This is a genomic window from Tsukamurella ocularis, assembly GCF_024807615.1.
Classification (GTDB): domain Bacteria; phylum Actinomycetota; class Actinomycetes; order Mycobacteriales; family Mycobacteriaceae; genus Tsukamurella; species Tsukamurella ocularis.
The window spans coordinates 1-22055 of record NZ_JANUCJ010000003.1 but is presented as its reverse complement, the minus strand read 5'-3'; the positions used below and the strand labels follow the sequence as shown (position 1 = coordinate 22055).

Here is a 22055-nt window from a genome sequence, read left to right as displayed (position 1 = left end):
CGGTACCACGCTGTCGACGGCGTGCCCGTCGCCACCCCTGTAGCGGTGGCAACAACTGGTCCATCGCGCAGGCAGTCGACTCGAGCGCGGTGAGAGTGTGCGCACCCTACTCCGACGGGACGTCGTCGGGCGACGGGAACTGCGGCGGCAATTTCACTTTTTCCGGGGATGGCACGTTCACGAAAGCGACGGAGCGCCCGGACCCTTGCGGGTTCCGGGCGTTCCGTGGATTCGGTAACTGTGTCAGTTGCCGGGCGCGGGCGGGGCCGGCGCAGTCTCCGTCGGCGCAGGGGTCGCAGGCGTCTGCTCGAGTGCCGCAGCGCTGGCGCCCACCTCACCACCGACGTCGCTGATCTGCCAGTCCTTGTCCTTGTCCAGGGTCACGTTGTACAGCGTCAGCACACTGCGGCCCGCGGGATTCTGGACGGTCGTGGTGTCGATGTTCACGTAGACGCTGACCTTGAAGATCGGGCCGGACTGCGAGTTGACCACGGCGTCTTTGACGGTTCCCTTCGACACCCACTGCAGCGGCTGCAGCAGCTGGTTCATCGCACCGACCGTTGCCTCGAAGCGCTTCTTGAGGTCGTCCGACGTGCGCGTGGTCAGGGCGTTCCGCCACGGTGTGAGGTCCTTGTAGTCGAAGGTCGAGGCGCCCGCGGCGTACTCAGCAGCCACCTTCTCGGCCTGCGCCTTCTCGGCTGCGGCAGCCTTGATGTCGCTGTTCTCGGACTTCTGCAGGCCCCACAGCACGCCGAAGGTGATCGACGCCGCGAGCAGGGCCAGGATCACCACGGTGATGACCACCGTGGTGACGGTCGCGCCGGCGGTGAGGCCCGCGGCCTGGTTCCGCGTCGCCGCGGTCCGGGCCGACGCCTTCGGCCGGCGCACGGATGCCTCCTCGACGTCGTCCTCGTCGTCGTCCTCGACCGGGGGAGTGGGGCGCTTGGCCGCCTTCGCGGCGGGCGCGGCCTTCTTCGCGGTCGAGACCTTCTCGGTCGGAGCCTCGTCCTTCGTCGCGGCCTCCTCGGTCGCGTCGGCGGTCTCCTCGGCCGCCTCGTCGACGGTGTCCTGCACGGTCTCCTCGGTCGCCGCGGCCTCGTCAGGGAGGTTCTTGTCGTCCGGGGTGGAATCAGTCACTTGTCGCGTTGCCAATCGTGTCGGGGTTCGTCGGTCCGGTGGGGCGCTACTTCTTCGGCGGGATGACCACCGTGAGGTTCGCGGCACCGTCGGAGCCGACCGTGTTCAACGCCTGCGAGAGTAGCGCGGCCATGTCGATCTGGGGCAGCACGTCTGTCAGGGCCTGCACCACGGGCACCAGCGGCTCGGTCATCGGACCGAGGTTCGACAGGAGCTTGCTGGTGTTCGGTGCGATCTTCATCAGGAACGGGTTGACCGACTTCGTCAGCATCTCGGGCCCGTTGATGCCCTTCATGAGGACGTCCAAGGCCTTGAGCACCTCGACGTCCTTCACCACGAAGGTCCGGGTCGCGGGGCCGAACTCGGCGATCGCACCCGGCAGCCAGTCCATGTTGGCCTGGTAGTTCTGCGTGTTCTCCATCATGCGGCGGATGTTGGGCATCCGCGCCGTCAGGGTGCGGGCCAGCAGATCGCCGGCCTGCGAGATGTTCGGCAGCGAGCCCTGCGTGTTGCTGGTCGCGTCCGCCAGGGTCTCGGTAATGCCGCCGAGGTCCGTCGAGTTGATATTGCTCGTCAGGCCGGAGATCAGCTTGAAGGTCTCGGGCAGCGACAGCGGCTCCTTGATCTTCGCGATGTCGATCGTCGAGCCGTCGGCCAGGTACGGGCCGTTGAGGTTCTCCGGGCGGAAATCGATGTACGGCTCGCCGACGGCGGACAGCTGCTCGATGCGCAGGCCCGTGTCCGACGGGATCTTGTACTTCCCGTCGTAGCGGAACTTCACGACGACCTTGCCGTCCTTGCGGTCGATGGTCTCGACGTTGCCCACCTTGACGCCACGCAGCAGCACGGAGGAGTCGGGAAGCAACTGGTTCGCGTTGTCGAGCTTCATCGTGACCGAACGGTAGTCCGCCAGTGGCCGCCAATGCAGCACGGAGAAGGCGATGTACGCCGTGCCCAGCACCATCACCAACGCGAAGGTCAGGAGGCTCAAGAAGGTGCTCTTTTTCACGGAACTGCTCCCACCATCCGAAGGTTGTTGACCGCCTGGCGGGCGGCATCGGAAGTGGGCACGTTCCCGTTGGTGCCCAGCTCCTTGACGTTGACCTTGGCGCCGCTGGAGAGGAACGGCAGGATCTTGTTCTTCAACAGGTCCTCAAGGTTCGCCAGGTTCGCCTGTCGGCCGTTCATGTTCGGCCAGCCCGGGAACATCAGCGGCTTGATCACGCCCGCGACGGTCGCCGTCGAGGCGTCGAGCAGCGGCGCGGTGAAGATCAGCGGAGAGAGCGCGTCGGACAGCCGGCTGAGCAACTTGATCGCGCCGGTGGTCAGGTCGAGTGTGTCCCCGAACCAGTCGTCGGTCGGCTTGAGCAGAGCGACGAGGATCTGGTCGTTGTCGTTGACCGTGGTCACGAGGCCGCCGACCGAGGTGATCGCCTGGCTGACGTTGTCGCTCTGCGCGCCGAGGTCGACCACGGTTTGCGAGACCGTCTTGACCAGGCCCGAGAGCTTCTGGGGATCTGCCGGCAGGTTGCTGTTGATCCGGCTGAAGGTGTCCTGCAGCTGCATCAGGCTTCCGCTGCCGAGGAAGTTCGCCAGGTCGGCGAGGATGTCCTCGATCTGAGTCGGCGGCTTGGTCTGCGTCGTCGGCAGCGTGTCGCCGCCCTTCAGGGGGGTACCCGGCTTGCCCGGCGTGGTCTTGAGAGCCACGTAGGTGTCGCCGAGGATCGTGTCCTGCTGCAGCGTCGCGGTGACCGTGTTGGGCACCTGCACGCCGTTGTTGATCTTGACGTCGACGACGGCCTTGCCCTCCTCGAGCGTCACCTTCTGCAGGCGGCCGGAGACCACGCCGTCGAAGACGACGCGCGCCCGGTCGGGCAGGTTGAGGACGTTCGTGAAGTCGAGGTGCACGACGTAGCCGTCGCCGCCGCCCGGCTGGCCGGGGGCGGGGATCGCCGACGGGTTGAAGGGCACCGAGCCGCAGCCGGCGAGCACCGTGCCGGTGGCGACGGTGGCCACGCCCATCGCGAGGGCACGCCTGTTCAGTGGGTTGCGCATCAGTACGCCGCTCCCGTCGCGCGCAGGACCGTGGAGATGAGCTCCACGTTGACGTGGCCCGCATCGGCGACCGTGCACTGGCCCGGTGCGAACCGGTTCAGGTTGTTGCAGGTCTGGGCCGGGTTCTTCGACGGCACCAGCGCTGACGGCGGCCGGTACGTGATCTTGGTGGCGAGGGTCTTCTTGTCGACGCTCACCTGGAAGGCGCGGATGAGCGGCGGCAGGATGTTGAGCAGGTCGCCGAACTGCTTCGTCGTCGCCGCCAGCAGGGTCGTGGTGGGAACCGTGACCTCGAGCAGAGGGGCGATGAAGGCGCCGTATTTGTCGAAGACCGTGGACAGTACCTTCACCAGCGGGACCAGCTGGGGGAAGGCGCCGATACCGGTATCCATCAGCGGCTCGCCGACATTCTTGATGCGGAACGCGTACTTCGTGAGGAAGGCGCGCATCTCGTCCCAGTTCTGGACCAGGCCGTCGGACGCGGGGGCGAAGGCGTCGAGGATCGCCGCCACGTCGCTCATGCCGGGGCCGGGGTTGCGCATCAGCTCGCCGAGCTTGTTGGTGAGCGCGGAGATCTCCGGGCCCGTGCCCTGCGTCGCCTTGTTGAGCGCGGGGATGGACGCCATTGCCTTGCGGAACTCCTCGTCACCGCCGCCCACCGTCAGGTCGTCGACGACCTTCGAGACAGCCTGCAGCGACTCGGTGATCGACAGCGGCGTCTTGGTGTTGGTGATGCACTTGCCGGGCTGCCACGTCGGGCCGCCCGTGTAGGTCTGGAGGAGCTCCAGGCGGCGCTGGGCGACCAGCGAGTCCGCGATCGCGACGACGCCGACGTTGGTCGGCAGCTTGCGGTCGGCGGGCAGGTCGAAGTCGACGCGGGTCGTGGCCCCGTTCGGGGTGATCTTGGTGATCTCGCCGATCGGGTAGCCGAACTGTGCCACCTTGCTGCCGGTGAACAGGCCCACCGAGTTGTCGAGATCGGCGCAGTACGAGGTGGTCTTGGTGGTGAGGCCCTTGAAGGCCACACCGCCGAGGACCAGTGCGGCGGCGACGATGACCACGAACGCGGACATCGCGCCGCGGGAAGCGAGGAACTTACGCATCAGCAGGTCACCCCCGGGCTCGGAATGCAGACATTGGTCGCGAGGAAGGTCTGCTCGGACTGGTTCAGCTGGATCGTGCCGTCGGGCGCGATCGTCTTCTGCAGGCCGGCCAGCATCTCTTTGGCGTTGGCGATCGCGGGCTCAGCCTGCTGCACCACCTCGCGGGCCTTGGCCACCAGCGCGTCGAAGCGACTGGCGAGCGGATCCACATTGTTGAGGTAGACGTTGAGCAGGGGACCGAGGCGCTGCACGAGCTGCGTGGTGTTCGTGAGGTAGCTCTTGAAGCCGGCCAGGTTCACCTCGGCGGCGGAGAAGAACGTGCTCATGTTCCGCATCAGCGAGAGCAGCAGGTCGCCGTTCTGGTTGATCGTCGTCGAGTATTCGCCCATCACCTTGACGAAGTCGCCCGCCTGGTCCTGCTGGCGCAAGATGTTCTCGAACATCTTGTTGAAGGTGCCGACCGTGTTCCGGATCGACTCCGGCTGGTCTTCGAGCGCTTGGTTCAGCTGGGACATGGACTCGCGGATCGGCGTCGCCTTGATCTTCTCGACCTTCGGGGTCGCCTGCTGGAAGGTCTCCAGGAGGCTGTACGGCATCGACACCCGCTCCGGCGGGATCGGCTTGTCGCCGAGGTTCGTCGTGCCCATCGGGGTCAGCGCCATGTAGTAGCCGCCGACAGTGGTGAGCATCTTCATCGACGCGGTGGTCGCGTCACCGAGGAAGATGTCCTTGTCGACGCGGAACTTCACGCGCACCCGGTCGTCGAGCAGCTCGACGTCGGAGATGGAGCCGACGCTGATGCCGGCCACACGGACGTCGACGCCGGTCCGCACGGCCTGCGCCTCCTTGAAGTCCGCCGAGTACTCCTTGGTGCCCGGCTGGAAGACGAAGAGGTAGCTGCAGATCGCGAGGACGATGACGGCGATGAGCGCGCCGACGATGCCCCAGTTCAGCTGGTACCGGCGATCCTGTGCGGCCGTCGGCAGCGGACGGTTGAAGAGGTTCACTTTGGATTGCATACCGTCACCTTCTGACCTGCGACGAAGAGATTCATCATGCCGGGGAGCTTGGCCTGGCCCTTGCTGCAGGTGGTCGAGACCGCGGGGCCCGCTTGCGGCTTCGTGCCCTCGTTCAGGATCTGGACGATGCCGGGGAGGGTCGCGAGGGCGTTGACCAGTTGCTCGGCCATGGGCATCGCGTTGCTGACGATGGCGTCGAGCGGCGGGTTCTCGTTGGGCGTGAGTCCCAGCGCCGCGAGCAGTGCGTTCGTGCGGCTCACCACGCCCGAGGTCTTGTCGGACCACTCGCGCATCGAGTCGATGTTGCTCGCCAGGGTGCGGGCGAAGACGTCGAGCTGCTGGAGCACCTTCGTCAGGCCGGGGGAGGCCCCGCCGATGGACTCCGAGACCGAACCGAGGTTCGTGATGAGCTGGGTCAGGACGCGCTGCCGGTCGTTGCTCACCGCCATCAGCTTGTCGAGCGAGCCGAGCAGCGGCCCGAGGCCTTCGCCGTTGCCCTGGATCACCGCGAGCACCGACTGCGTCAGGTGGTTGATGTCGTCGGCATTCAGCGTGGACAGGACCGGCTTGAGCCCGACGAAGACCGACGTGATGTCGAACGAGGACTGCGTGTACTTCTCCTCGATCGTGCTGCCGGGCTTCACCTCGGCGGCCGTGCTCTTCGGCGTGGGGCGCACCTCCAGGAACCGAGAACCGGTGAGGTTCTGGTACCGGATGGCCAGTGTGTCGTCGGTACGGAACGTGCGGTCGCGCTGCACCGAGAACGTCACGGCCGCGTTGGAGAGCCGGTGGTCCGAGGACTGCTTCACCGCGATGTCCTTGACCTTGCCCACCTGCACGCCGAGCATGCGCACGTCGTCGCCGACCTTGAGGCCGGACACGTCCTTGAATTCGGCGTGGAAGGTGTCGAGGTCGCCCTGGGGCGGCCGGGTCAGTGCCTGCATCACAAGCACGAGGAGCAGGATCATCACCGCGGCGAAGACCGCGATCTTGATCGAGGTCGCCTTCATTGACTTCATCGTTGGCTCAGCTCCCAGGCTTCGTGGACGTCGGGGTGCTCGGCTTCGCGGGTGCCGGTGCGCCCTGCGACGGGGTGGTCTCGCCCGGCTTCGCCTCGGTGGGCTTGTCGCCCGGCTTCGGCGGGATGTAGGTGAACGTCGGTGCAGGTGGCAGCATTGCGCCGATGGCAGGGTAGTCGACCGACAACCGCAGGTTCAGCACCGGCCCGTTCGGGGTGTTCGGCATGGCCTTGCGGACGTTGTCGATCAGCTGCCCGATCTGGATGCCGACGCCCGTCGCGCTTCCGTTCGGGAAGGCGTTGAGCAGCGGCTGCATCAGGGCCACCAGCATCGGCGTCGCCGTCTGGAGTCCCGCCAGGGCCTTCGGATCGAGAATCTTCTGCAACGCGGCGGTCAGGCTGTCCCTCTCGTTGGTGAGCGCATCCAGCGTCGCCTTGCCGCGGTTGACCCACGTCTTGTCGTGCACCGGCGAGTAGTCGAACAGCGTCTTCACGGCGGGGATGAGCGCCGCGGTCGTGGCGTCGGCGTTCTCTATGGCCTGCGTGATCACCGGGAAGGTCTGCGCGGTCGTCAGTCGCTGCGTGTCCTGCACAGCCTGCGCCACACTGCCGAGGGCGCTGAAGAGCGGGAGCATGGCCTTCGACGAGGCGTCGAAGTTCAGCAGGATCTGGCTCATGTGCGGGCGCAGGGCATCGCTGTTCACGTCGCCGATCGTCATGATCATGTTCGAGACGGTGTTGTCGGTGATCGGCTTCGTGGGCGCGATCTGGGCGCCTTCCTGGAGCGTGCCGCCACCGTCGTGCGGGGTGAGGATGACCTCGGAGACGCCGAACAAGTTGCCGGCGGAGTAGGCGGCCTCGACATTGTTGGTCAGTGACTTGCCGTCGGCCGACTTCATCGTGACCTTTACGCCCTGCTGGCCGTTGCCCAGGGCGGAGATGCCGGTGACCTCACCGACCTTGATGCCTTGGATCCGGACGGGCGCGCCGTCTTTGATGCCTGCCGCCACAGCGGGGGAGCGGAGCGTGAACGAGAACTCGTCCTTGGGCCACAGGGCCTTGACCAGCCACCCGACGAGCACGATCGCAAGGATGATGGCGACCGCGATGAGCCCGCGGCGGCGCAGCACCGACCTCTCGATCGACATTCCTGGTACGGAAACGACTCCCATTGGTTACCCCTTGAAGTAGACCGGGGAGGTGAAGCCCCACAGCGCGACGGTCATGACGAGGTTGAGGACGACGACGGCCACGAGACTGGCGCGGATTGCCCGGCCGGAGGCCGTACCGACGCCCTCCGGACCACCGGAGGCGAAGAAGCCCTGGTAGCAGTGGATGACGATCACGGCAGTGAGGAACACGGCCACCTTGATCACGGAGAAGACGATGTCTGACCCGCTCACGAACTGACTGAAGTAGTGGTCGTATGTGCCGGATGGCATGCCGTACACCGATTTCACCACCCAGGCGCAGGAGAGCCAGGACAGGATCAGGGTGATCAGGTAGACGGGGACCACCGCGATCAGGCCGGCGAGCACGCGGGTGGTCACCACGAAGGACACCGAGCGCAGGCCGAGGGACTCGAGCGCGTCGATCTCCTCGTTGATGCGCATGGCGCCGATCTCGGCGGTCATACGACAGCCGGCCTGCGCTGCGAAGCCGACTCCCGCGAGCATCGGGGCGAATTCACGGGTGTTCGCGAACGAGGCGACCACGGCCGTCAGCGGGCCCATGCCGAGCATGTTGAGGATGGCGAAGCCCTGCACGGCGACGATGCCACCGACGGTGATGCCGAGGACCGCCAGCACCGGCGCGGTGCCGCCGCCGACGACGAGGGCGCCGCGGCCCCACGTGATGTCCGTGAGGATGTACATGATCTGCGACCGGTAGTGCTTGATCGCGTGCGGGACGGTGCGGATGACTTCGGCGATGAAGGAGACGACGTGGCCGATGGTGTCGAAGAGGCTCCAGGCCGATCCGGATGCACCGAACAGGTTGAAGAACCAACGGGTGCCCCGAGGGCGGTAAACGGTTGCCATGTATCAGCTCACCTGTTCAGGAACGGAGGCGGTCGGTACGACGGTGCGGTGGCGCATGGGTCAGCCCACCTGCGTCGGGGATGAAGAGGGTTGTGCCCTACGAGAGTCGGTCATGGGTCAGCCCACCTGCGTCGGGGATGAAGAGGGTTGTGCCCTACGAGAGTCGGTCATGGGTCAGCCCACCTGCATCGGGAAGAACATCGTGGTGACCTGCGTGATGAGCAGGTTCAACCCGAAGATGACGACGAAGGAGAGGACGACGGTCGCGTTCACCGCGTCGGCGACGCCGCGCGAGCCGCCGCGGGCCTCGAGGCCGCGCTGGCAGCCGATGATCGCGATCACAGTGCCGAAGATCAGGGACTTGATCAGCGAGATCCACACGTCAACGGGGTGTGCGAAGGAGCCGAACGACAGCCAATAGGCACCGGGCGTCACGCCCTGGCCGCCCACGGCCACCAGATACCCGGCGAGTGTGCCGATGGCGATCACGAGGATGTTGAGCAGCGGCGCGACGATCCACGCGGCGAGCAGTCGGGGCACCACGAGGCGGTTGAGCGGGTTGATGCCCATGACGCGCATCGCATCCGTCTCTTCGCGGATGGTGCGGGCGCCGAGGTCGGCGGCGATGGCGGAGGCGCCGGCGCCGGCGAGCAGCAGGCCGGTGGCAATGGGGGCGCCCTGCGTGATGACGGCGAGGCCGCCGGCGGCGCCCTGGAGCGAGTCGGCGCCGAGCTGGGCGATGATGTTGCCCACCTGGATCGAGATGACGATGCCGAACGGGATCGCGATGAGGACACCCGGGAAGGTGGTGACGCCGATCATGTACCAGACCTGGTTCAGCGCCTCCTTCCACTGGAGTCGGCCGCGGACGGTGTCCGTCACCAGGGCTACCAGCGACATGATCAGCATCCGAACGCTGCGACCGATCGTGCGGATCGAGTCGACGACGGTGCTGGAGAAGTTCTTGCTGATGATCGACCAGTAGGAAGGTCGCCTGGCAGGCGTCGAGCCCTGCACAACGGATTGCGTCACCGCGAACGTCTCCTCTCGACTGTGGCCACACTGTGACCCACATGCTGCGTTCTCAGGTGTATGACCGAGGACACTATAACGGTCCACCGAGTGATGTGGGTCATTGGCCTGCTTCGCGGACGCTGAGTGAGCGACTCGTCAGTAACCCCCGGGCAGTCGGGCGGATCCTGTCCATCCGCTCAGGTCAGGCGGGGTGCGACGAAGTGTCATCGCAAAGCCTTGGCCCGCCGGAAGTATCCGGCTCGGCGGTGCGAGTAGATTCGCACGCGTGCACATCGAGATGCTGGGCGGGACGGTCGTCGGGGCCGGTGCTGCCGGGGTCCCGATGCGGGAATTGCTGGTAGTGGGGCTGACAGCTGCAGTTGTCACATTCTTCGCCACGTCGCTGGTTCGGGTCGTCGCGACCCGCTTCGGTGCGGTCGCCGTCCCGCGGGCGCGCGATGTCCATGTGGTGCCGACTCCGCGTCTCGGCGGTGTGGGCATCTACATCGGGATGGTCGCGGGCATCTTCTTGGCCGCGCAGTTGCCCGCGCTTACCCGCGGTTTCGCCTACTCCAAGGACGCCGTCGCCGTTCTGGTCGCCGGTGCGGTGATCGTGGTCGTCGGCATCATCGACGACCGTTGGGGTGTGGACGCCCTCACGAAGCTGGTCGGGCAGATCTTCGCCGCCTCCCTCCTGGTGGTGATGGGGGTGGCCTGGAACGTGGTCTACGTCCCGGGCATCAACACGACTGTGGTGCTCGACCAATTGCAAGCCGGTCTTCTCACCGTGGTGGTGGCGGTCGCCACCGTGAACGCCATGAACTTCATCGACGGGCTCGACGGCCTGTTGGCGGGGGTGGCCGCGCTGGCGGCCCTTGCGATCCTCATCTTCTCGGTGGGGTTGATGTTCGACTCGGGCGGCGACGCACCGTCGTACCCCCCGGCCCTGATCACGGCCGCGCTCTTCGGCGCCTGTATGGGCTTCCTGCCGCACAACTTCCAGCCCGCCCGGATCTTCATGGGCGACTCGGGCTCGATGCTCCTCGGCCTCACCCTTGCGGCGGCGTCGACGTCGGCGTCGGGCCGCATCTCTCAGAACGCCTACGGAACCACCGATATCTTCGCGCTGTTGTTACCGCTCCTGCTGGCGGTGGCGGTGATGTTCGTGCCGATGCTCGACCTTCTGCTGGCCGTCGTGCGCCGCACGCGTGCCGGGGTCCACCCGTTCACCGCCGACAAGATGCATCTGCATCATCGGCTGCTACAGATCGGACACAGTCAGCGCCGTGTCGTGGTGGTCATCTACCTGTGGGTGGGTGTGCTGGGCCTGAGTGCCGCGGCATCCACCATGCTGCCGCCGACCCTCATCGCGCCCCTGTTCGGCGCGGGCCTGCTGTGTGCCCTCGTCGTCACCGTGGTGCCGCGGATCGTGCCGCGCCTACGGGAGCGTTACTCCGAAACCGCGAGGTCAGATACATCGCCCAAGACGGGTGCCCGATAACGCGGGACGGCTGTCCTGTTGTACTATCGTGTGTAGTTGATCGGTTGGATCACGGCGCGGACCCGATGTGGGGAGTGCCCCTACTTCTTGGTAGAGTCTCAGCCAATCACAAAGAATCCGTGATGTGACCCACGCTACGGATTCGGCAGACGCCGCCCCCGCTCGCCGCGAGACCTTCGCGTGAGTGACCCTGACCCCGAAGGAGGGGACATGACGACGCCCGCCCCCTCGGTCGATCGCACAGCGCCCCGCGGCGTCGTGACGTTCGCCAACCCCTTCGTGATCCTCGCGGGCATCTCGGTCGTCGTCGCGGGCGTCGCCGCCGCGTACGACGAGATCTGGTTCGGTGCGTGGTTCTTCGTGGGCGGTCTCCTCGCCCTCCTCAACGCCAAACTCGCGGTTCTCAAGGTCTCGGTGATCACCGCGGACGACGAGCCGCGTAAGGCTCCCGTCGCTGTCAACTCGATGGTGCGGCTCGCCGTGGTCACGGTCGTCGCACTCGTCATCGCCTACTTCCTCCGGCCCGCAGGCCTGGGCGTGATCTTCGGCCTCGCCGTCGGTCAGGTCGTCCTCGTCCTGAACACTGTCATCCCCGTTCTGAAAGGGCTTCGCCAGCAGTCATGAACACCACTCTGTACGCCGAAGGCGCGATCAAGGTAGCCCACTACAAGTCGTTCGAGTTGTGGGGCATGACCTTTCACTGGGACACGATCCTGGCTACCGCGATCGCCGCGACGATCGTCCTGATCCTGGCGTTCATCCTGAAGGCGAAGGTCACCTCGACCGGTGTGCCGAGCGGTGTCCAGCTGTTCTGGGAGGCCGTCACCATCCAGCTCCGCGGCCAGATCGAGGGCGCGATCGGCATGAAGGTGGCGCCGTTCCTCCTGCCCCTCGCGATCGCGCTGTTCTCGTTGATCCTGTTCGCGAACTGGCTCGCAGTCCTGCCGCAGCAGTACACGGGTGAGGGCGGCACCCCGACCGAGATCTTCATGCCGCCGGCGGCCGACGTGAGCTTCGTCTACGCGCTGGTTCTGGTCGTTTACCTGGGCTACCACTTCGCGGGCTTCCGTACCCACGGCATCATCGGCTACCCCGTGAAGGTCGTGAAGGGCCACGCGGTCGGCCTGGCGCCGATCAACGTGATCGAGGAGCTGGTCTCCAAGCCGCTGTCGCTCGCACTGCGACTCTTCGGCAACGTCTTCGCGGGCACGGTCATGGTCGCGGTTATCGCGCTGCTGCCGGCGTACATCCTCTGGTTCCCGAACTCCCTGTGGAAGTCCTTCGAGCTCTTCGTCGGCCTCATCCAGGCGTTCATCTTCTCGCTCCTCACCATCCTGTACTTCTCCACGTCCATGGAGAAGACGGACCACTGACCTGTTCGCGGCCCACACGGGCCACGGACGAGTAGACCCTGGTAGGCCGACTACCAGAAACCGAAAGGGAAACAACAATGGCAGATGTGACAATCGCTCAGGGTGCGCTCATCGGCGGCGGCCTGATCATGGGTGGCGGCGCGATCGGTGCCGGTATCGGTAACGGCCTCGCCGGTTCCCAGCTTGTCGCTGGCATCGCGCGGCAGCCGGAGGCCCAGGGCCGCCTGATGACCCCGTTCTTCATCACCGTCGGCCTGGTCGAGGCCGCGTACTTCATCAACCTCGCCTTCATGGCCCTGTTCGTGTTCGCGACCCCGATCACCGCAGGCTGAGACACTCGCAAGAAACGGGGACTGTCGTCATGCAGCTCGCTGAGGGAAACTTCCTTCTTCCCACCGCGGGAACCTTCATCTCGTGCCTGATCATCTTCCTGATCGTGCTCGCGGTGATCTGGTTCTTCGTGGCTCCATCCATCCAGAAGGTCCTGGACGATCGCGACAAGATGATCCACCAGACCGCCACCGACGGTCGCGCCGCGGCCAAGGGGTTCGAGGACGCCGAGTCGGAGTACCGCGCCGGAGTAGCCTCCGCCCGCGGTGAGGCCGGCAGCATCCGCGACGAGGCGCGCGCCGGTGGTCGCGTCTCGATGGAGGAGCAGAAGCAGCGGGCTGCAGCCGAGGCGGACGCGATCACGCGGGAGAAGACCGAGCAGCTGCGCACCGCGGGTGAGTCCGCGGCCGCAGCGGCGCGCGCCGATCTCGCTCCGCTCTCGGCGTCGTTGGCGAGCCGCGTGCTCGGCTTCGACGTCACGCAGGACCCGACCCTCACGGCGAAGCTGGATGCACTCTCGAGCGACAAGGTGGTGAAGAACTAAATGGGTGTCTTTATCGGCAACCTGATCGCCTTCGCGGTCATCCTCTTCGTCCTGTGGAAGTTCGTCGTTCCGCCGGTGAAGCGGCTCATGAAGGAACGCCAGGACACGGTCCGGGCGCAGCTGGAGGAGGCGCGGATCGCGCAGGAGAAGCTCCAGCAGGCGGGCCAGGCGGGGGAGCGCGCGCGCTCCGACGCCGCCCGTGAGGGCAGCCAGATCCGCGACGAGGCCCGTGGCGACGCGGACGCGATCCGCGACGAGCTGCGAGCCCAGACCGACCGCGAGGTCTCCCGGATCGGCGAGCACGGGCAGGGCCAGGTCGCGCTCAACCGCAGCAACCTGGTGCGGGGCTTCCGCTCCGAGCTCGGTGCGGAAGCCGTCGACGTTGCCGGGCGCCTCGTCCGCGACCACCTCAGCGTCCCCGCCAACCAGTCCGCGTCCGTCGACCGCTCGCTCGATGAGCTCGAGTCGATGACGCAGGGCGCCGACACGGTCCGCGTCACCGAGGCGGACCGGATCGGCACGCGCTCCCTGCGCGCCGCCAGCCGTGACGCGCTTCGCCAGCTGGCCGCCGGTTTCGACCAGCGGACCGCCGGTCTGGATCAGGCCGCCCTGGCCCGCGTCGCCGACGACCTGGCCGACGTGGTGAACGTGCTAGGCGAGCAGCCGGTGCTGCGCAAGCACCTCGCCGAGTCGGCCGAGGCGCCCGCCGCCAAGCGCGCGCTCGTCGACAGCCTGTTCGGCAGCAAGATCAGCGCCGAGGCCAGCGCGTTCCTGCAGGACGCCGCGGCGGCGAAGTGGTCGGCTCCGGCCGACTTCGTGACCGCCGTCGAGCGCCAGGCCCGCGTGGCCGTGCTGCTCGGCGCAGAGCGCGCCGGCGCGCTCGACGAGACCGAGGACGAGCTGTTCCGCGCCGGGCGCATCCTCGAGGGCGAGCCGCAGCTCACTGCGGCGCTGTCGGACACTCGCGCTCCGGCCGCGACTCGCATCGCGCTGCTGGACAAGGTCTTCGGCGGCAAGGTGAACGACTTCACCGCGGCGCTGCTGCGCCAGACGGTGCGCCTCGTGCGCGTCGGCCGCGTGGACGCCGCCGTCGCGTCGATCGCCGAACTGGCTGCGGCCCGTCGCGGCGAGTCCGTCGCAGTGGTCGAGTCGGCGGTCGCCCTGACCGATGCGCAGCGGACCCGCACGGCGGATCTGCTGGCCCGGATCTACCAGCGCAAGATCGCGGTGCAGACCGAGGTCGTCGCCGAGCTCCTGGGCGGCCTGCGTATCACGGTGGGCAACGAGGTCATCGAGGCCGACATCGCGTCGCGCCTCGACAAGGCCGCCGAACAGCTGCCCCGCTAACAACTAAACTTCCACCCAGAAACACAAAAGAGGGAAACGAGTACTCATGGCTGAGTTGACGATCTCAACCGACGACGTCAAGGGCGCGATCGAGCAGTACGTCTCGACGTTCGAGGCCGACGCCTCCCGCGAGGAGATCGGCACCGTCTCCGATACCGCCGACGGTATCGCCCACGTCACCGGACTCCCGGGCGCGATGGCGAACGAGCTGCTCGAGTTCCCCGGTGGGGTTCTCGGCGTGGCCCTGAACCTCGACGAAGACGAGATCGGCGCCGTCATCCTCGGTAACTACGAGGAGCTGGAGGAGGGCCAGCAGGTCCGCCGCACCGGCGACGTGCTGTCCGTGCCCGTCGGCGACAAGTTCCTCGGCCGCGTGGTCAACCCGCTCGGTCAGCCGATTGACGGCCTGGGCGACATCGAGGCCGAGGAGCAGCGCGTCCTCGAGCTGCAGGCGGCCTCGGTGCTCGAGCGCCAGCCCGTCGAGGAGTCGCTCGCGACCGGCATCAAGGCCATCGACGCCATGACCGCCATCGGCCGCGGCCAGCGTCAGCTGGTCATCGGCGACCGCAAGACCGGCAAGACCGCGGTCTGCGTCGACACCATCCTCAACCAGAAGGCGAACTGGGAGTCGGGCGACCCGACCAAGCAGGTCCGCTGCATCTACGTCGCCATCGGCCAGAAGGGCTCCACGATCGCCGGCGTCAAGGCCGCGCTCGACGAGGCCGGCGCCATGGAGTACACCACCATCGTTGCGGCCCCCGCGTCCGACTCGGCCGGCTTCAAGTGGCTCGCCCCCTACACCGGCTCGGCCATCGGCCAGCACTGGATGTACCAGGGCAAGCACGTCCTCATCGTTTTCGACGACCTGTCCAAGCAGGCCGAGGCCTACCGCGCCATCTCGCTGCTGCTGCGCCGCCCGCCGGGCCGCGAGGCGTACCCCGGCGACGTCTTCTACCTCCACTCCCGCCTGCTGGAGCGCTCGGCGAAGCTGTCCGACGCCCTCGGTGGTGGTTCGATGACCGCGCTGCCGATCATCGAGACCAAGGCCAACGACGTCTCGGCGTTCATCCCGACCAACGTCATCTCGATCACCGACGGACAGGTCTTCCTCGAGTCCGACCTCTTCAACAAGGGCGTGCGCCCCGCGATCAACGTCGGCACCTCGGTGTCCCGCGTCGGTGGCGCCGCGCAGACCAAGGGCCTCAAGAAGGTCTCGGGCTCGCTGCGTCTCGAGCTCGCCCAGTTCCGCGAGCTGGAGGCCTTCTCGGCCTTCGCCTCGGACCTCGACGACGCCTCGAAGGCGCAGCTGGCCCGTGGCGCCCGCTGGGTCGAGCTGCTCAAGCAGGACCAGTACAGCCCGTCGTCGGTCGAGGACGAGATCGTCTCGATCTACCTCTGCGGCGAGGGCCACTACGACTCGGTCCCCGTCGAGGACGTGCGCCGCTTCGACGGTGAGCTGCTGAGCCACCTGCACCACGCTGCGGCCGGCGTCTACGAGTCGATCGCGGGCGGCAAGGTCCTCGAGAAGGACCAGGCGGAGATCCTCGTCGCTGAGACGAACCGCTTCAAGCAGAGCTTCCTCGCCTCCGACGGCTCGCGCGTCGTCAACGAGGCCGAGGCGGGCGCGCTGCCCGCCGAGGACGTCGAGCACGAGACGATCAAGGTCAAGCGCAATGGCTAGTATCCGAGAGCTGCGCTCGCGGATCCGTTCGGTCAACTCGACCAAGAAGATCACCAAGGCGCAGGAACTGATCGCGACCTCGCGGATCACCAAGGCGCAGGCCCGAGTTGCGGCCGCCAAGCCCTATTCCGAGGAGATGACCTCGGTGCTCTCGGAGCTGGCCAGCAAGTCCGGCTCGTTGGATCACCCGCTTCTCACCGAGCGGCCGAATCCGAAGCGCGCCGCGATCCTCGTGGTCTCCTCCGACCGCGGCATGTGCGGTGGCTACAACTCCAACGTGCTGCGGGAGACGCGCGAGCTGATCCAGCTGCTCAAGGACGAGGGCAAGGAGCCCGTCCTGTACGTCATGGGCCAGAAGGGACTGGACTACTTCCGGTTCCGCGGCCAGGACGTCGCAGGCGCATGGACCGGCTTCTCGCAGCTGCCGCACCACTCGGACGCCACCGCGGCTACCGAGACGCTGGTGAAGCTGTTCGAGACCGGCTCCGAGGAGTACGTGACGATCGACGGTGTCGAGACGCACGGCGTCGACGAGCTGCATCTCGTCTACACGCGCTTCGTGTCGATGCTCTCCCAGAACCCGGAGGTGCGCCGCATGGCCCCGCTCGTGGTCGAGGAGAGCGACGGCGCGGCGGGCGACGATGAGGCTCCGGCCCGCAACTTCACCTTCGAGCCCAGCGCGGACAGCCTGCTGTCGTCGCTGCTGCCGAGGTACGTCGCGACCCGCGTCTTCGCCGCCCTGCTCGACTCAGCGGCGTCGGAGAACGCCGCGCGTCGTACGGCCATGAAGGCGGCCACCGACAACGCCAACGATCTGGCCGTCTCGCTCTCCCGCGAGGCCAACCAGCTCCGCCAGGCGCAGATCACCCAGGAAATCAGCGAAATCGTCGGTGGCGCCGGCGCCCTCGCGAACTAGAAACCGGAAAGCAGACACATGACTACAGCAACCCAGCCCGCGTCGGCGGGCACCGCTGCGGCCACCGGTCGCGTGACGCGGGTCATCGGCCCGGTCGTCGACATCGAGTTCCCGCGCGGCGCCGTTCCCGCCCTGTTCAACGCGCTGCGCGCGGAGATCACCCTCCCGTCCGTGGCCAAGACGCTGACTCTCGAGGTCGCGCAGCATCTCGGCGACAACCTGGTGCGTGCCATCTCGATGCAGCCCACCGACGGCCTGGTCCGCGGCACCGACGTCACCGACTCGGGATTCCCGATCCGCGTGCCCGTCGGCGACGTCGTCAAGGGCCACGTCTTCAACGCCCTCGGTGACTGCCTGGACACCCCCGGCCTCGGCCGCGACGGCGAGCAGTGGGGCATCCACCGCAAGCCCCCGGCCTTCGATCAGCTCGAGGGCAAGACCGAGATCCTGGAGACGGGCATCAAGGTCATCGACCTCCTCACCCCGTACGTCAAGGGCGGCAAGATCGGTCTGTTCGGTGGTGCCGGCGTCGGCAAGACCGTTCTGATCCAGGAGATGATCACCCGTATCGCGCGCGAGTTCTCGGGCACCTCGGTGTTCGCGGGTGTCGGTGAGCGTACCCGCGAGGGCACCGACCTCCACCTCGAGATGGAGGAGATGGGCGTCCTCCAGGACACCGCGTTGGTGTTCGGTCAGATGGACGAGCCGCCGGGCACGCGTATGCGCGTCGCCCTCTCGGCCCTGACCATGGCCGAGTACTTCCGCGACATCCAGCACCAGGACGTGCTGCTGTTCATCGACAACATCTTCCGCTTCACCCAGGCGGGCTCCGAGGTGTCGACCCTGCTGGGTCGTATGCCCTCGGCCGTGGGGTACCAGCCCACCCTGGCGGACGAGATGGGTGAGCTCCAGGAGCGCATCACCTCGACCAAGGGCCGGTCGATCACCTCGCTGCAGGCCATCTACGTGCCGGCCGACGACTACACCGACCCGGCACCGGCTACCACCTTCGCGCACCTCGATGCGACCACCGAGCTCTCGCGTCCGATCTCGCAGCTGGGTATCTACCCCGCCGTGGACCCGCTGACCTCGACCTCGCGCATCCTCGAGGCGTCGATCGTGGGCGACAACCACTTCCGCGTCGCCAACGAGGTCAAGCGCATCCTGCAGAAGTACAAGGAGCTGCAGGACATCATCGCCATCCTCGGTATGGACGAGCTCTCGGAAGAGGACAAGGTCACGGTGCAGCGCGCTCGCCGTATCCAGAAGTTCCTCGGCCAGAACTTCATCGTCGCCGAGAAGTTCACGGGCGAGAAGGGCTCGGTCGTCCCGCTGGCGGACACCATCGAGGCCTTCGACCGTGTGTGCAAGGGCGAGTTCGATCACCTGCCCGAGCAGGCGTTCAACAGCTGTGGTGGTCTCGACGACGTCGAGGCCGCCGCGAAGAAGATCGCCGGGAAGTAGTTTCCAGTGGCTGACACGGCGTTTCAGGTAGAGGTCGTCTCCGTCGAGGAGCGGCTGTGGTCGGGCGAGGCGACGTTCGTCATCGCTCAGACCACGGAGGGTGAGCTGGGTGTCCTGGCTCATCACGAGCCGCTGTTCGGCCAGCTCACCACCGGTGGCGCCGTCGCCATCGACACGGTGGGCGGCGAGCGACTGGCCGCGGCGATCCGCGGCGGCTTCCTCTCGGTGACCGGCGAGAAGGTCACCGTGCTGGCGGACGGGGCCGAGTGGGCCGCGACGCTGGAGGAGGCCGAGGTCCGGCGCGCCCTCGAGGCGGCGGCGGACGGGTCCGACGAGCAGGCGACCGCGCAGGGACAACTGCGCGCGATCGAGTTCCTCGCGGGCAAGTAGCATAGAAGAAGCAGCGTGAAAGCCGGTGGCCCGGTGAAGACGGGCCACCGGCTTTCCTGCTATCCGGGTACGGAGCAGTGAGGAGCGCGTGATGGGCGGAGTCGTCTTCGTCGCGGTGGTCGCGGTCCTTCTGCTGCTCGTCGTCGGCGCGGTGCTGGTCCTGCGCCTGTACAGCCTGCGCGTAGCCGGCGTGCCGATCATTCTGCGGTACTTGCCGGCGCCGGGCGAGCAGGGCTGGCGTCACGGCACGCTCCGCTACGACGACCACGAACTCAAGTACTACCGGCTCTCCAGCGTGCGGCTCGGTCCCAGCTGGACGTTGCCGCGCAGTGAGACTGAGATCGTCGGCCGGCGCGCTCCGCACGGCACCGAGCTCGACGTCATCGATCGCGACATGGTGATCGTGCACGCCGTCACCCCGGGTGGGGAGACCGAACTCGCCTTCGCCCGGGACGGCCTCACGGCCTTCCAGTCCTGGCTCGAGTCGCGGCCCAGCCCGCGTCGCCAGCGTCCCTAGGAACTGACTCGGTCAGCGATCGCCGCCGGGTTTCCACAGCACGTCGCCCCCGGGGTTCGCGACCCGGGACAGGATGAAGAGCAGGTCCGAGAGCCGGTTGAGGTACTTCGCCGGCAGGACCGACACCGTTTCCTCGTGTTCCCGCACCGCATCCCACGCCGCTCGCTCGGCCCGCCGGACGACGGTCCGCGCGAGGTGCAGGTAGGCCGCCAGGGGAGTACCGCCCGGCAGGACGAAGGAGTCGAGCTTCGGCAGGTCTGCGTTGTACTCGTCGCACCAGGCCTCGAGGCGGTCGACGTAGTCGGACGTGACCCGCAGCGGCGGGTACTCGGGATCCTCGACGATCGGGTTCGACAGGTCGGCGCCGACGTCGAAGAGCTCGTTCTGGATCCGCAGCAGGACGGCGCGCATCGCGGGCCCCGGATCGCCGACGGTGACCGCGAGCCCCAGAGCCGCGTTCGCCTCGTCGCAATCGGCGTACGCCCGGAGCCGGGCGTCCGACTTCGTGACCCGGGAGAAGTCGCCCAGGCCGGTGGTGCCGTCGTCGCCGGTGCGGGTGTAGATGCGGGTGAGGTGGACAGCCATGGTCACAGGCTGTCACAGGCTCGGGCGACGTGCCATAGGCTGAACCGTGTGGGAGAGAAGTTTCTGGTACACGGCGGAGCCCGGCTGACCGGCGAGGTCACGGTGGGCGGCGCGAAGAACAGTGTGCTCAAGCTGATGGCGGCCACGTTGCTGGCCGAGGGCACGTCGGTGCTCACCAACTGCCCCGAGATCCTCGACGTGCCGCTGATGGCGGACGTGCTGCGGGGCCTCGGCGCGGAGGTGGAGCTCGAGGGCGACACGGCACGGATCACGACGCCGGCGGTGCTCAATCATCGCGCCGACTTCGACGCGGTCAAGCAGTTCCGCGCGTCGGTGTGCGTGCTCGGTCCGTTGATGGCGCGTGAGCACCGCGCTGTGGTCGCGCTCCCGGGTGGCGACGCGATCGGCTCGCGGCCCCTGGACATGCACCAGTCGGGGTTGCGGGCGCTCGGAGCGACCAGCTCGATCGAGCACGGTTGTGTTGTGGCGCAAGCGGACTCGCTCCGGGGGGCGGAGATCACGCTGGAGTTCCCCTCGGTGGGGGCCACGGAGAACATCCTCATGGCGGCGGTACTGGCCACGGGACTGACCGTGATCAGCAACGTCGCGCGGGAGCCTGAGATCGTCGACCTGTGCGCGATGCTCGTGCAGATGGGCGCCGATATCGAGGGCATCGGGACCGACACGCTCATGGTGCGCGGGGTGGACAAGCTGCACCCCACGGAGCACCGCGTCATCGGGGACCGCATCGTCGCGGCGACGTGGGGCTTCGCCGCGGTGATGACGCGGGGCGACATCACCGTGAATGGCGTGGCGCCGGAGACCCTCGGGGTCGTACTGCAGAAGCTGCAGGACGCGGGGGCGACGGTGACCGAGCGTGCGGACGGCTTCCGCATCGCCTCGCCGGAGCGGCCGCACGCGGTGAACGTCGCGACGCTGCCCTTTCCGGGATTCCCGACCGACCTCCAGCCGATGGCCATCGGGATGGCGTGCGTCGCGGACGGCACGTCGATGATCACGGAGAACGTCTTCGAGGCGCGGTTCCGGTTCGTCGAGGAGATGGTGCGGCTCGGCGCGGACGCGCGGACCGACGGTCACCACGCGGTGATCCGGGGCGTCGAGCAGCTGTCGAGCGCCCCCGTTTGGTCGACGGACATCCGTGCGGGCGTGGGCCTGGTGCTGGCCGGCCTCTGCGCCGACGGGGTGACCGAGGTGCACGATGTCTTCCACATCGATCGCGGGTATCCCAACTTCGTCGGGAACGTGACGGCGCTGGGCGGCCGGATCGAGCGGGTCTCCTAGGAGGGGATCCGCGCCGGCGGACGACGTCGATGCGGGCCGGAACGCTGTTTCACCCGGACGACCTGCCGATTTGTGTTCCGAGTTCGACGTGTGTAACTTATATCGAGTCAGCAGCGCCCAGGCGCCGCCCGGCAAGGCCCACAGCAGTCCAATGAATCTGGATCTCGACGTGCCGCCGGAAGTTCGGAAACCGGGGAGATCCGCAAGGATCATCGCGCTGACCGCCACGGAAGAGAAGCCTTCTCCTCGATTGCGCCTAGCGGGATCGTGTGGTTCCTCCATGTGGTGAGCGGTTCGGATGCCCGAAACGCGGCCCGTGAGAGCGAGTTGCGAACGAAACTCCGACCTGCTAGGCTAGAACGGTTGCTCCGAGCAGCCAGCCCCACGAAAGAACATCACTTTCGAGCGCCCAGCGCGATCGAGAGAGTTTCGGCGTGAGGTTGAGCAGATCGAGGCGCTTCCGAAGCGGCCCGCGAGAGCGAGTTGCACACGGAAATCCGCTCTGCTAAGCTAGAACGGTTGCTCCGAACGAGATGAGCAGGTCAGGTTGACCTGCTGACTCCGCTAGAGTAGCATGAACTGCCTGCGAAGGTGCGGTTTGCACAGAATATACATGGTGTGAGCGGCCGCGTTTGGCGTGTTCTTTGAGAACTCAACAGTGTGTCGATGAAATTGTCAGTGCCAAAATTTTTTGGCACGCATGGACAATCAGATTATTTT

General features: G+C 67.0%; 22 protein-coding genes. 12 read left to right on the top strand and 10 right to left on the bottom strand.

Annotated elements, in window-relative coordinates; genetic code table 11:
• Window positions 1-243: 243 nt before the first annotated feature.
• The 9 genes from HNP44_RS11405 to HNP44_RS11365 form a co-directional block, all read right to left on the bottom strand.
• Complete coding sequence (locus HNP44_RS11405; protein WP_259140347.1) at window positions 244-1137, bottom strand: hypothetical protein; 894 nt, start codon at window positions 1135-1137, stop codon at window positions 244-246.
• Window positions 1138-1183: 46 nt separating this feature from the next.
• Complete coding sequence (locus HNP44_RS11400; protein WP_259140342.1) at window positions 1184-2128, bottom strand: MlaD family protein; 945 nt, start codon at window positions 2126-2128, stop codon at window positions 1184-1186.
• 14 nt (window positions 2129-2142) lie between these two features.
• Window positions 2143-3192, bottom strand: coding sequence for an MlaD family protein (locus HNP44_RS11395; protein ID WP_259140341.1), 1050 nt, complete (start codon window positions 3190-3192; stop codon window positions 2143-2145).
• Window positions 3192-4295, bottom strand: coding sequence for an MlaD family protein (locus tag HNP44_RS11390; RefSeq protein WP_259140340.1), 1104 nt, complete (start codon window positions 4293-4295; stop codon window positions 3192-3194). Before HNP44_RS11390 ends, HNP44_RS11395 begins: the two co-directional genes overlap by 1 nt.
• Window positions 4295-5314, bottom strand: a complete 1020-nt coding sequence (locus tag HNP44_RS11385; RefSeq protein ID WP_259140339.1) for an MlaD family protein — start codon at window positions 5312-5314, stop codon at window positions 4295-4297. Before HNP44_RS11385 ends, HNP44_RS11390 begins: the two co-directional genes overlap by 1 nt.
• The gene (locus HNP44_RS11380) at window positions 5299-6324 is read right to left on the bottom strand and encodes an MCE family protein (protein ID WP_259140337.1); all 1026 of its coding nucleotides are present in this window, start codon (window positions 6322-6324) and stop codon (window positions 5299-5301) included. The genes HNP44_RS11385 and HNP44_RS11380 overlap by 16 nt, the downstream gene beginning before the upstream one ends.
• 16 nt (window positions 6325-6340) lie before the next feature.
• Window positions 6341-7480, bottom strand: a complete 1140-nt coding sequence (locus tag HNP44_RS11375) for an MlaD family protein (protein ID WP_259140335.1) — start codon at window positions 7478-7480, stop codon at window positions 6341-6343.
• Between the two features lie 27 nt (window positions 7481-7507).
• Window positions 7508-8371, bottom strand: coding sequence for an ABC transporter permease (locus HNP44_RS11370; RefSeq protein ID WP_259140334.1), 864 nt, complete (start codon window positions 8369-8371; stop codon window positions 7508-7510).
• A 174-nt stretch (window positions 8372-8545) separates the two neighbouring features.
• Window positions 8546-9403, bottom strand: coding sequence for an MlaE family ABC transporter permease (locus HNP44_RS11365; protein ID WP_259140333.1), 858 nt, complete (start codon window positions 9401-9403; stop codon window positions 8546-8548).
• Window positions 9404-9683: 280 nt separating this feature from the next.
• Between HNP44_RS11365 and HNP44_RS11360 the strand changes: the two genes are divergently transcribed.
• The 11 genes from HNP44_RS11360 (at window position 9684) to HNP44_RS11310 (ending at window position 19448) form a co-directional block, all read left to right on the top strand.
• Complete coding sequence (locus HNP44_RS11360; RefSeq protein ID WP_259141157.1) at window positions 9684-10886, top strand: glycosyltransferase family 4 protein; 1203 nt, start codon at window positions 9684-9686, stop codon at window positions 10884-10886.
• Window positions 10887-11096: 210 nt separating this feature from the next.
• Window positions 11097-11510, top strand: a complete 414-nt coding sequence (locus tag HNP44_RS11355) for an ATP synthase subunit I (RefSeq protein WP_259140332.1) — start codon at window positions 11097-11099, stop codon at window positions 11508-11510.
• Window positions 11507-12259, top strand: a complete 753-nt coding sequence (gene atpB, locus HNP44_RS11350) for a F0F1 ATP synthase subunit A (protein ID WP_259140328.1) — start codon at window positions 11507-11509, stop codon at window positions 12257-12259. The genes HNP44_RS11355 and atpB overlap by 4 nt, the downstream gene beginning before the upstream one ends.
• 77 nt (window positions 12260-12336) lie before the next feature.
• The gene (locus HNP44_RS11345) at window positions 12337-12591 is read left to right on the top strand and encodes a F0F1 ATP synthase subunit C (RefSeq protein WP_040765682.1); all 255 of its coding nucleotides are present in this window, start codon (window positions 12337-12339) and stop codon (window positions 12589-12591) included.
• 29 nt (window positions 12592-12620) lie between these two features.
• Entirely contained in the window at window positions 12621-13133 is a 513-nt protein-coding gene (locus HNP44_RS11340) for a F0F1 ATP synthase subunit B (RefSeq protein ID WP_259140321.1), read from the top strand.
• Window positions 13134-14480, top strand: a complete 1347-nt coding sequence (locus HNP44_RS11335; RefSeq protein WP_259140319.1) for a F0F1 ATP synthase subunit B/delta — start codon at window positions 13134-13136, stop codon at window positions 14478-14480.
• 46 nt (window positions 14481-14526) lie between these two features.
• Window positions 14527-16161, top strand: a complete 1635-nt coding sequence (gene atpA, locus HNP44_RS11330; protein WP_068524658.1) for a F0F1 ATP synthase subunit alpha — start codon at window positions 14527-14529, stop codon at window positions 16159-16161.
• Entirely contained in the window at window positions 16154-17077 is a 924-nt protein-coding gene (locus tag HNP44_RS11325) for a F0F1 ATP synthase subunit gamma (RefSeq protein WP_259140317.1), read from the top strand. Before atpA ends, HNP44_RS11325 begins: the two co-directional genes overlap by 8 nt.
• Window positions 17078-17095: 18 nt before the next feature.
• Window positions 17096-18541, top strand: a complete 1446-nt coding sequence (gene atpD, locus HNP44_RS11320) for a F0F1 ATP synthase subunit beta (RefSeq protein WP_224647857.1) — start codon at window positions 17096-17098, stop codon at window positions 18539-18541.
• Between the two features lie 6 nt (window positions 18542-18547).
• The gene (locus tag HNP44_RS11315; RefSeq protein ID WP_259140315.1) at window positions 18548-18931 is read left to right on the top strand and encodes a F0F1 ATP synthase subunit epsilon; all 384 of its coding nucleotides are present in this window, start codon (window positions 18548-18550) and stop codon (window positions 18929-18931) included.
• Between the two features lie 91 nt (window positions 18932-19022).
• Window positions 19023-19448, top strand: a complete 426-nt coding sequence (locus HNP44_RS11310) for a DUF2550 domain-containing protein (protein ID WP_259140313.1) — start codon at window positions 19023-19025, stop codon at window positions 19446-19448.
• 12 nt (window positions 19449-19460) lie between these two features.
• Here HNP44_RS11310 and HNP44_RS11305 read toward each other — a convergent pair whose 3' ends face one another.
• Window positions 19461-20033 carry a cob(I)yrinic acid a,c-diamide adenosyltransferase gene (locus HNP44_RS11305; protein WP_259140311.1) on the bottom strand — a complete coding sequence of 191 codons (573 nt, stop codon included), beginning with the start codon at window positions 20031-20033 and terminating at the stop codon, window positions 19461-19463.
• A gap of 48 nt (window positions 20034-20081) precedes the next feature.
• On the opposite strand from HNP44_RS11305, the gene murA reads away from it, so the two are divergent.
• Window positions 20082-21335 carry a UDP-N-acetylglucosamine 1-carboxyvinyltransferase gene (murA, locus tag HNP44_RS11300; protein ID WP_259140310.1) on the top strand — a complete coding sequence of 418 codons (1254 nt, stop codon included), beginning with the start codon at window positions 20082-20084 and terminating at the stop codon, window positions 21333-21335.
• The last annotated feature ends 720 nt before the right edge of the window (window positions 21336-22055 follow it).

What these genes read in the sequence shown, in the direction of transcription:
- HNP44_RS11335 (WP_259140319.1), top strand. Translation starts at nt 13,134, where the DNA reads ATGGGTGTCTTTATCGGCAACCTGATCGCCTTCGCGGTCATCCTCTTC.
- HNP44_RS11360 (WP_259141157.1), top strand. Translation starts at nt 9,684, where the DNA reads ATGCTGGGCGGGACGGTCGTCGGGGCCGGTGCTGCCGGGGTCCCGATG.
- HNP44_RS11355 (WP_259140332.1), top strand. Translation starts at nt 11,097, where the DNA reads ATGACGACGCCCGCCCCCTCGGTCGATCGCACAGCGCCCCGCGGCGTC.
- HNP44_RS11375 (WP_259140335.1), bottom strand. Translation starts at nt 7,480, where the DNA reads ATGTCGATCGAGAGGTCGGTGCTGCGCCGCCGCGGGCTCATCGCGGTC.
- HNP44_RS11325 (WP_259140317.1), top strand. Translation starts at nt 16,154, where the DNA reads ATGGCTAGTATCCGAGAGCTGCGCTCGCGGATCCGTTCGGTCAACTCG.
- HNP44_RS11390 (WP_259140340.1), bottom strand. Translation starts at nt 4,295, where the DNA reads ATGCGTAAGTTCCTCGCTTCCCGCGGCGCGATGTCCGCGTTCGTGGTC.
- HNP44_RS11345 (WP_040765682.1), top strand. Translation starts at nt 12,337, where the DNA reads ATGGCAGATGTGACAATCGCTCAGGGTGCGCTCATCGGCGGCGGCCTG.
- HNP44_RS11340 (WP_259140321.1), top strand. Translation starts at nt 12,621, where the DNA reads ATGCAGCTCGCTGAGGGAAACTTCCTTCTTCCCACCGCGGGAACCTTC.
- HNP44_RS11305 (WP_259140311.1), bottom strand. Translation starts at nt 20,033, where the DNA reads ATGGCTGTCCACCTCACCCGCATCTACACCCGCACCGGCGACGACGGC.
- atpB (WP_259140328.1), top strand. Translation starts at nt 11,507, where the DNA reads ATGAACACCACTCTGTACGCCGAAGGCGCGATCAAGGTAGCCCACTAC.
- HNP44_RS11395 (WP_259140341.1), bottom strand. Translation starts at nt 3,192, where the DNA reads ATGCGCAACCCACTGAACAGGCGTGCCCTCGCGATGGGCGTGGCCACC.
- HNP44_RS11380 (WP_259140337.1), bottom strand. Translation starts at nt 6,324, where the DNA reads ATGAAGGCGACCTCGATCAAGATCGCGGTCTTCGCCGCGGTGATGATC.
- HNP44_RS11310 (WP_259140313.1), top strand. Translation starts at nt 19,023, where the DNA reads ATGGGCGGAGTCGTCTTCGTCGCGGTGGTCGCGGTCCTTCTGCTGCTC.
- HNP44_RS11385 (WP_259140339.1), bottom strand. Translation starts at nt 5,314, where the DNA reads ATGCAATCCAAAGTGAACCTCTTCAACCGTCCGCTGCCGACGGCCGCA.
- atpA (WP_068524658.1), top strand. Translation starts at nt 14,527, where the DNA reads ATGGCTGAGTTGACGATCTCAACCGACGACGTCAAGGGCGCGATCGAG.
- atpD (WP_224647857.1), top strand. Translation starts at nt 17,096, where the DNA reads ATGACTACAGCAACCCAGCCCGCGTCGGCGGGCACCGCTGCGGCCACC.
- HNP44_RS11370 (WP_259140334.1), bottom strand. Translation starts at nt 8,371, where the DNA reads ATGGCAACCGTTTACCGCCCTCGGGGCACCCGTTGGTTCTTCAACCTG.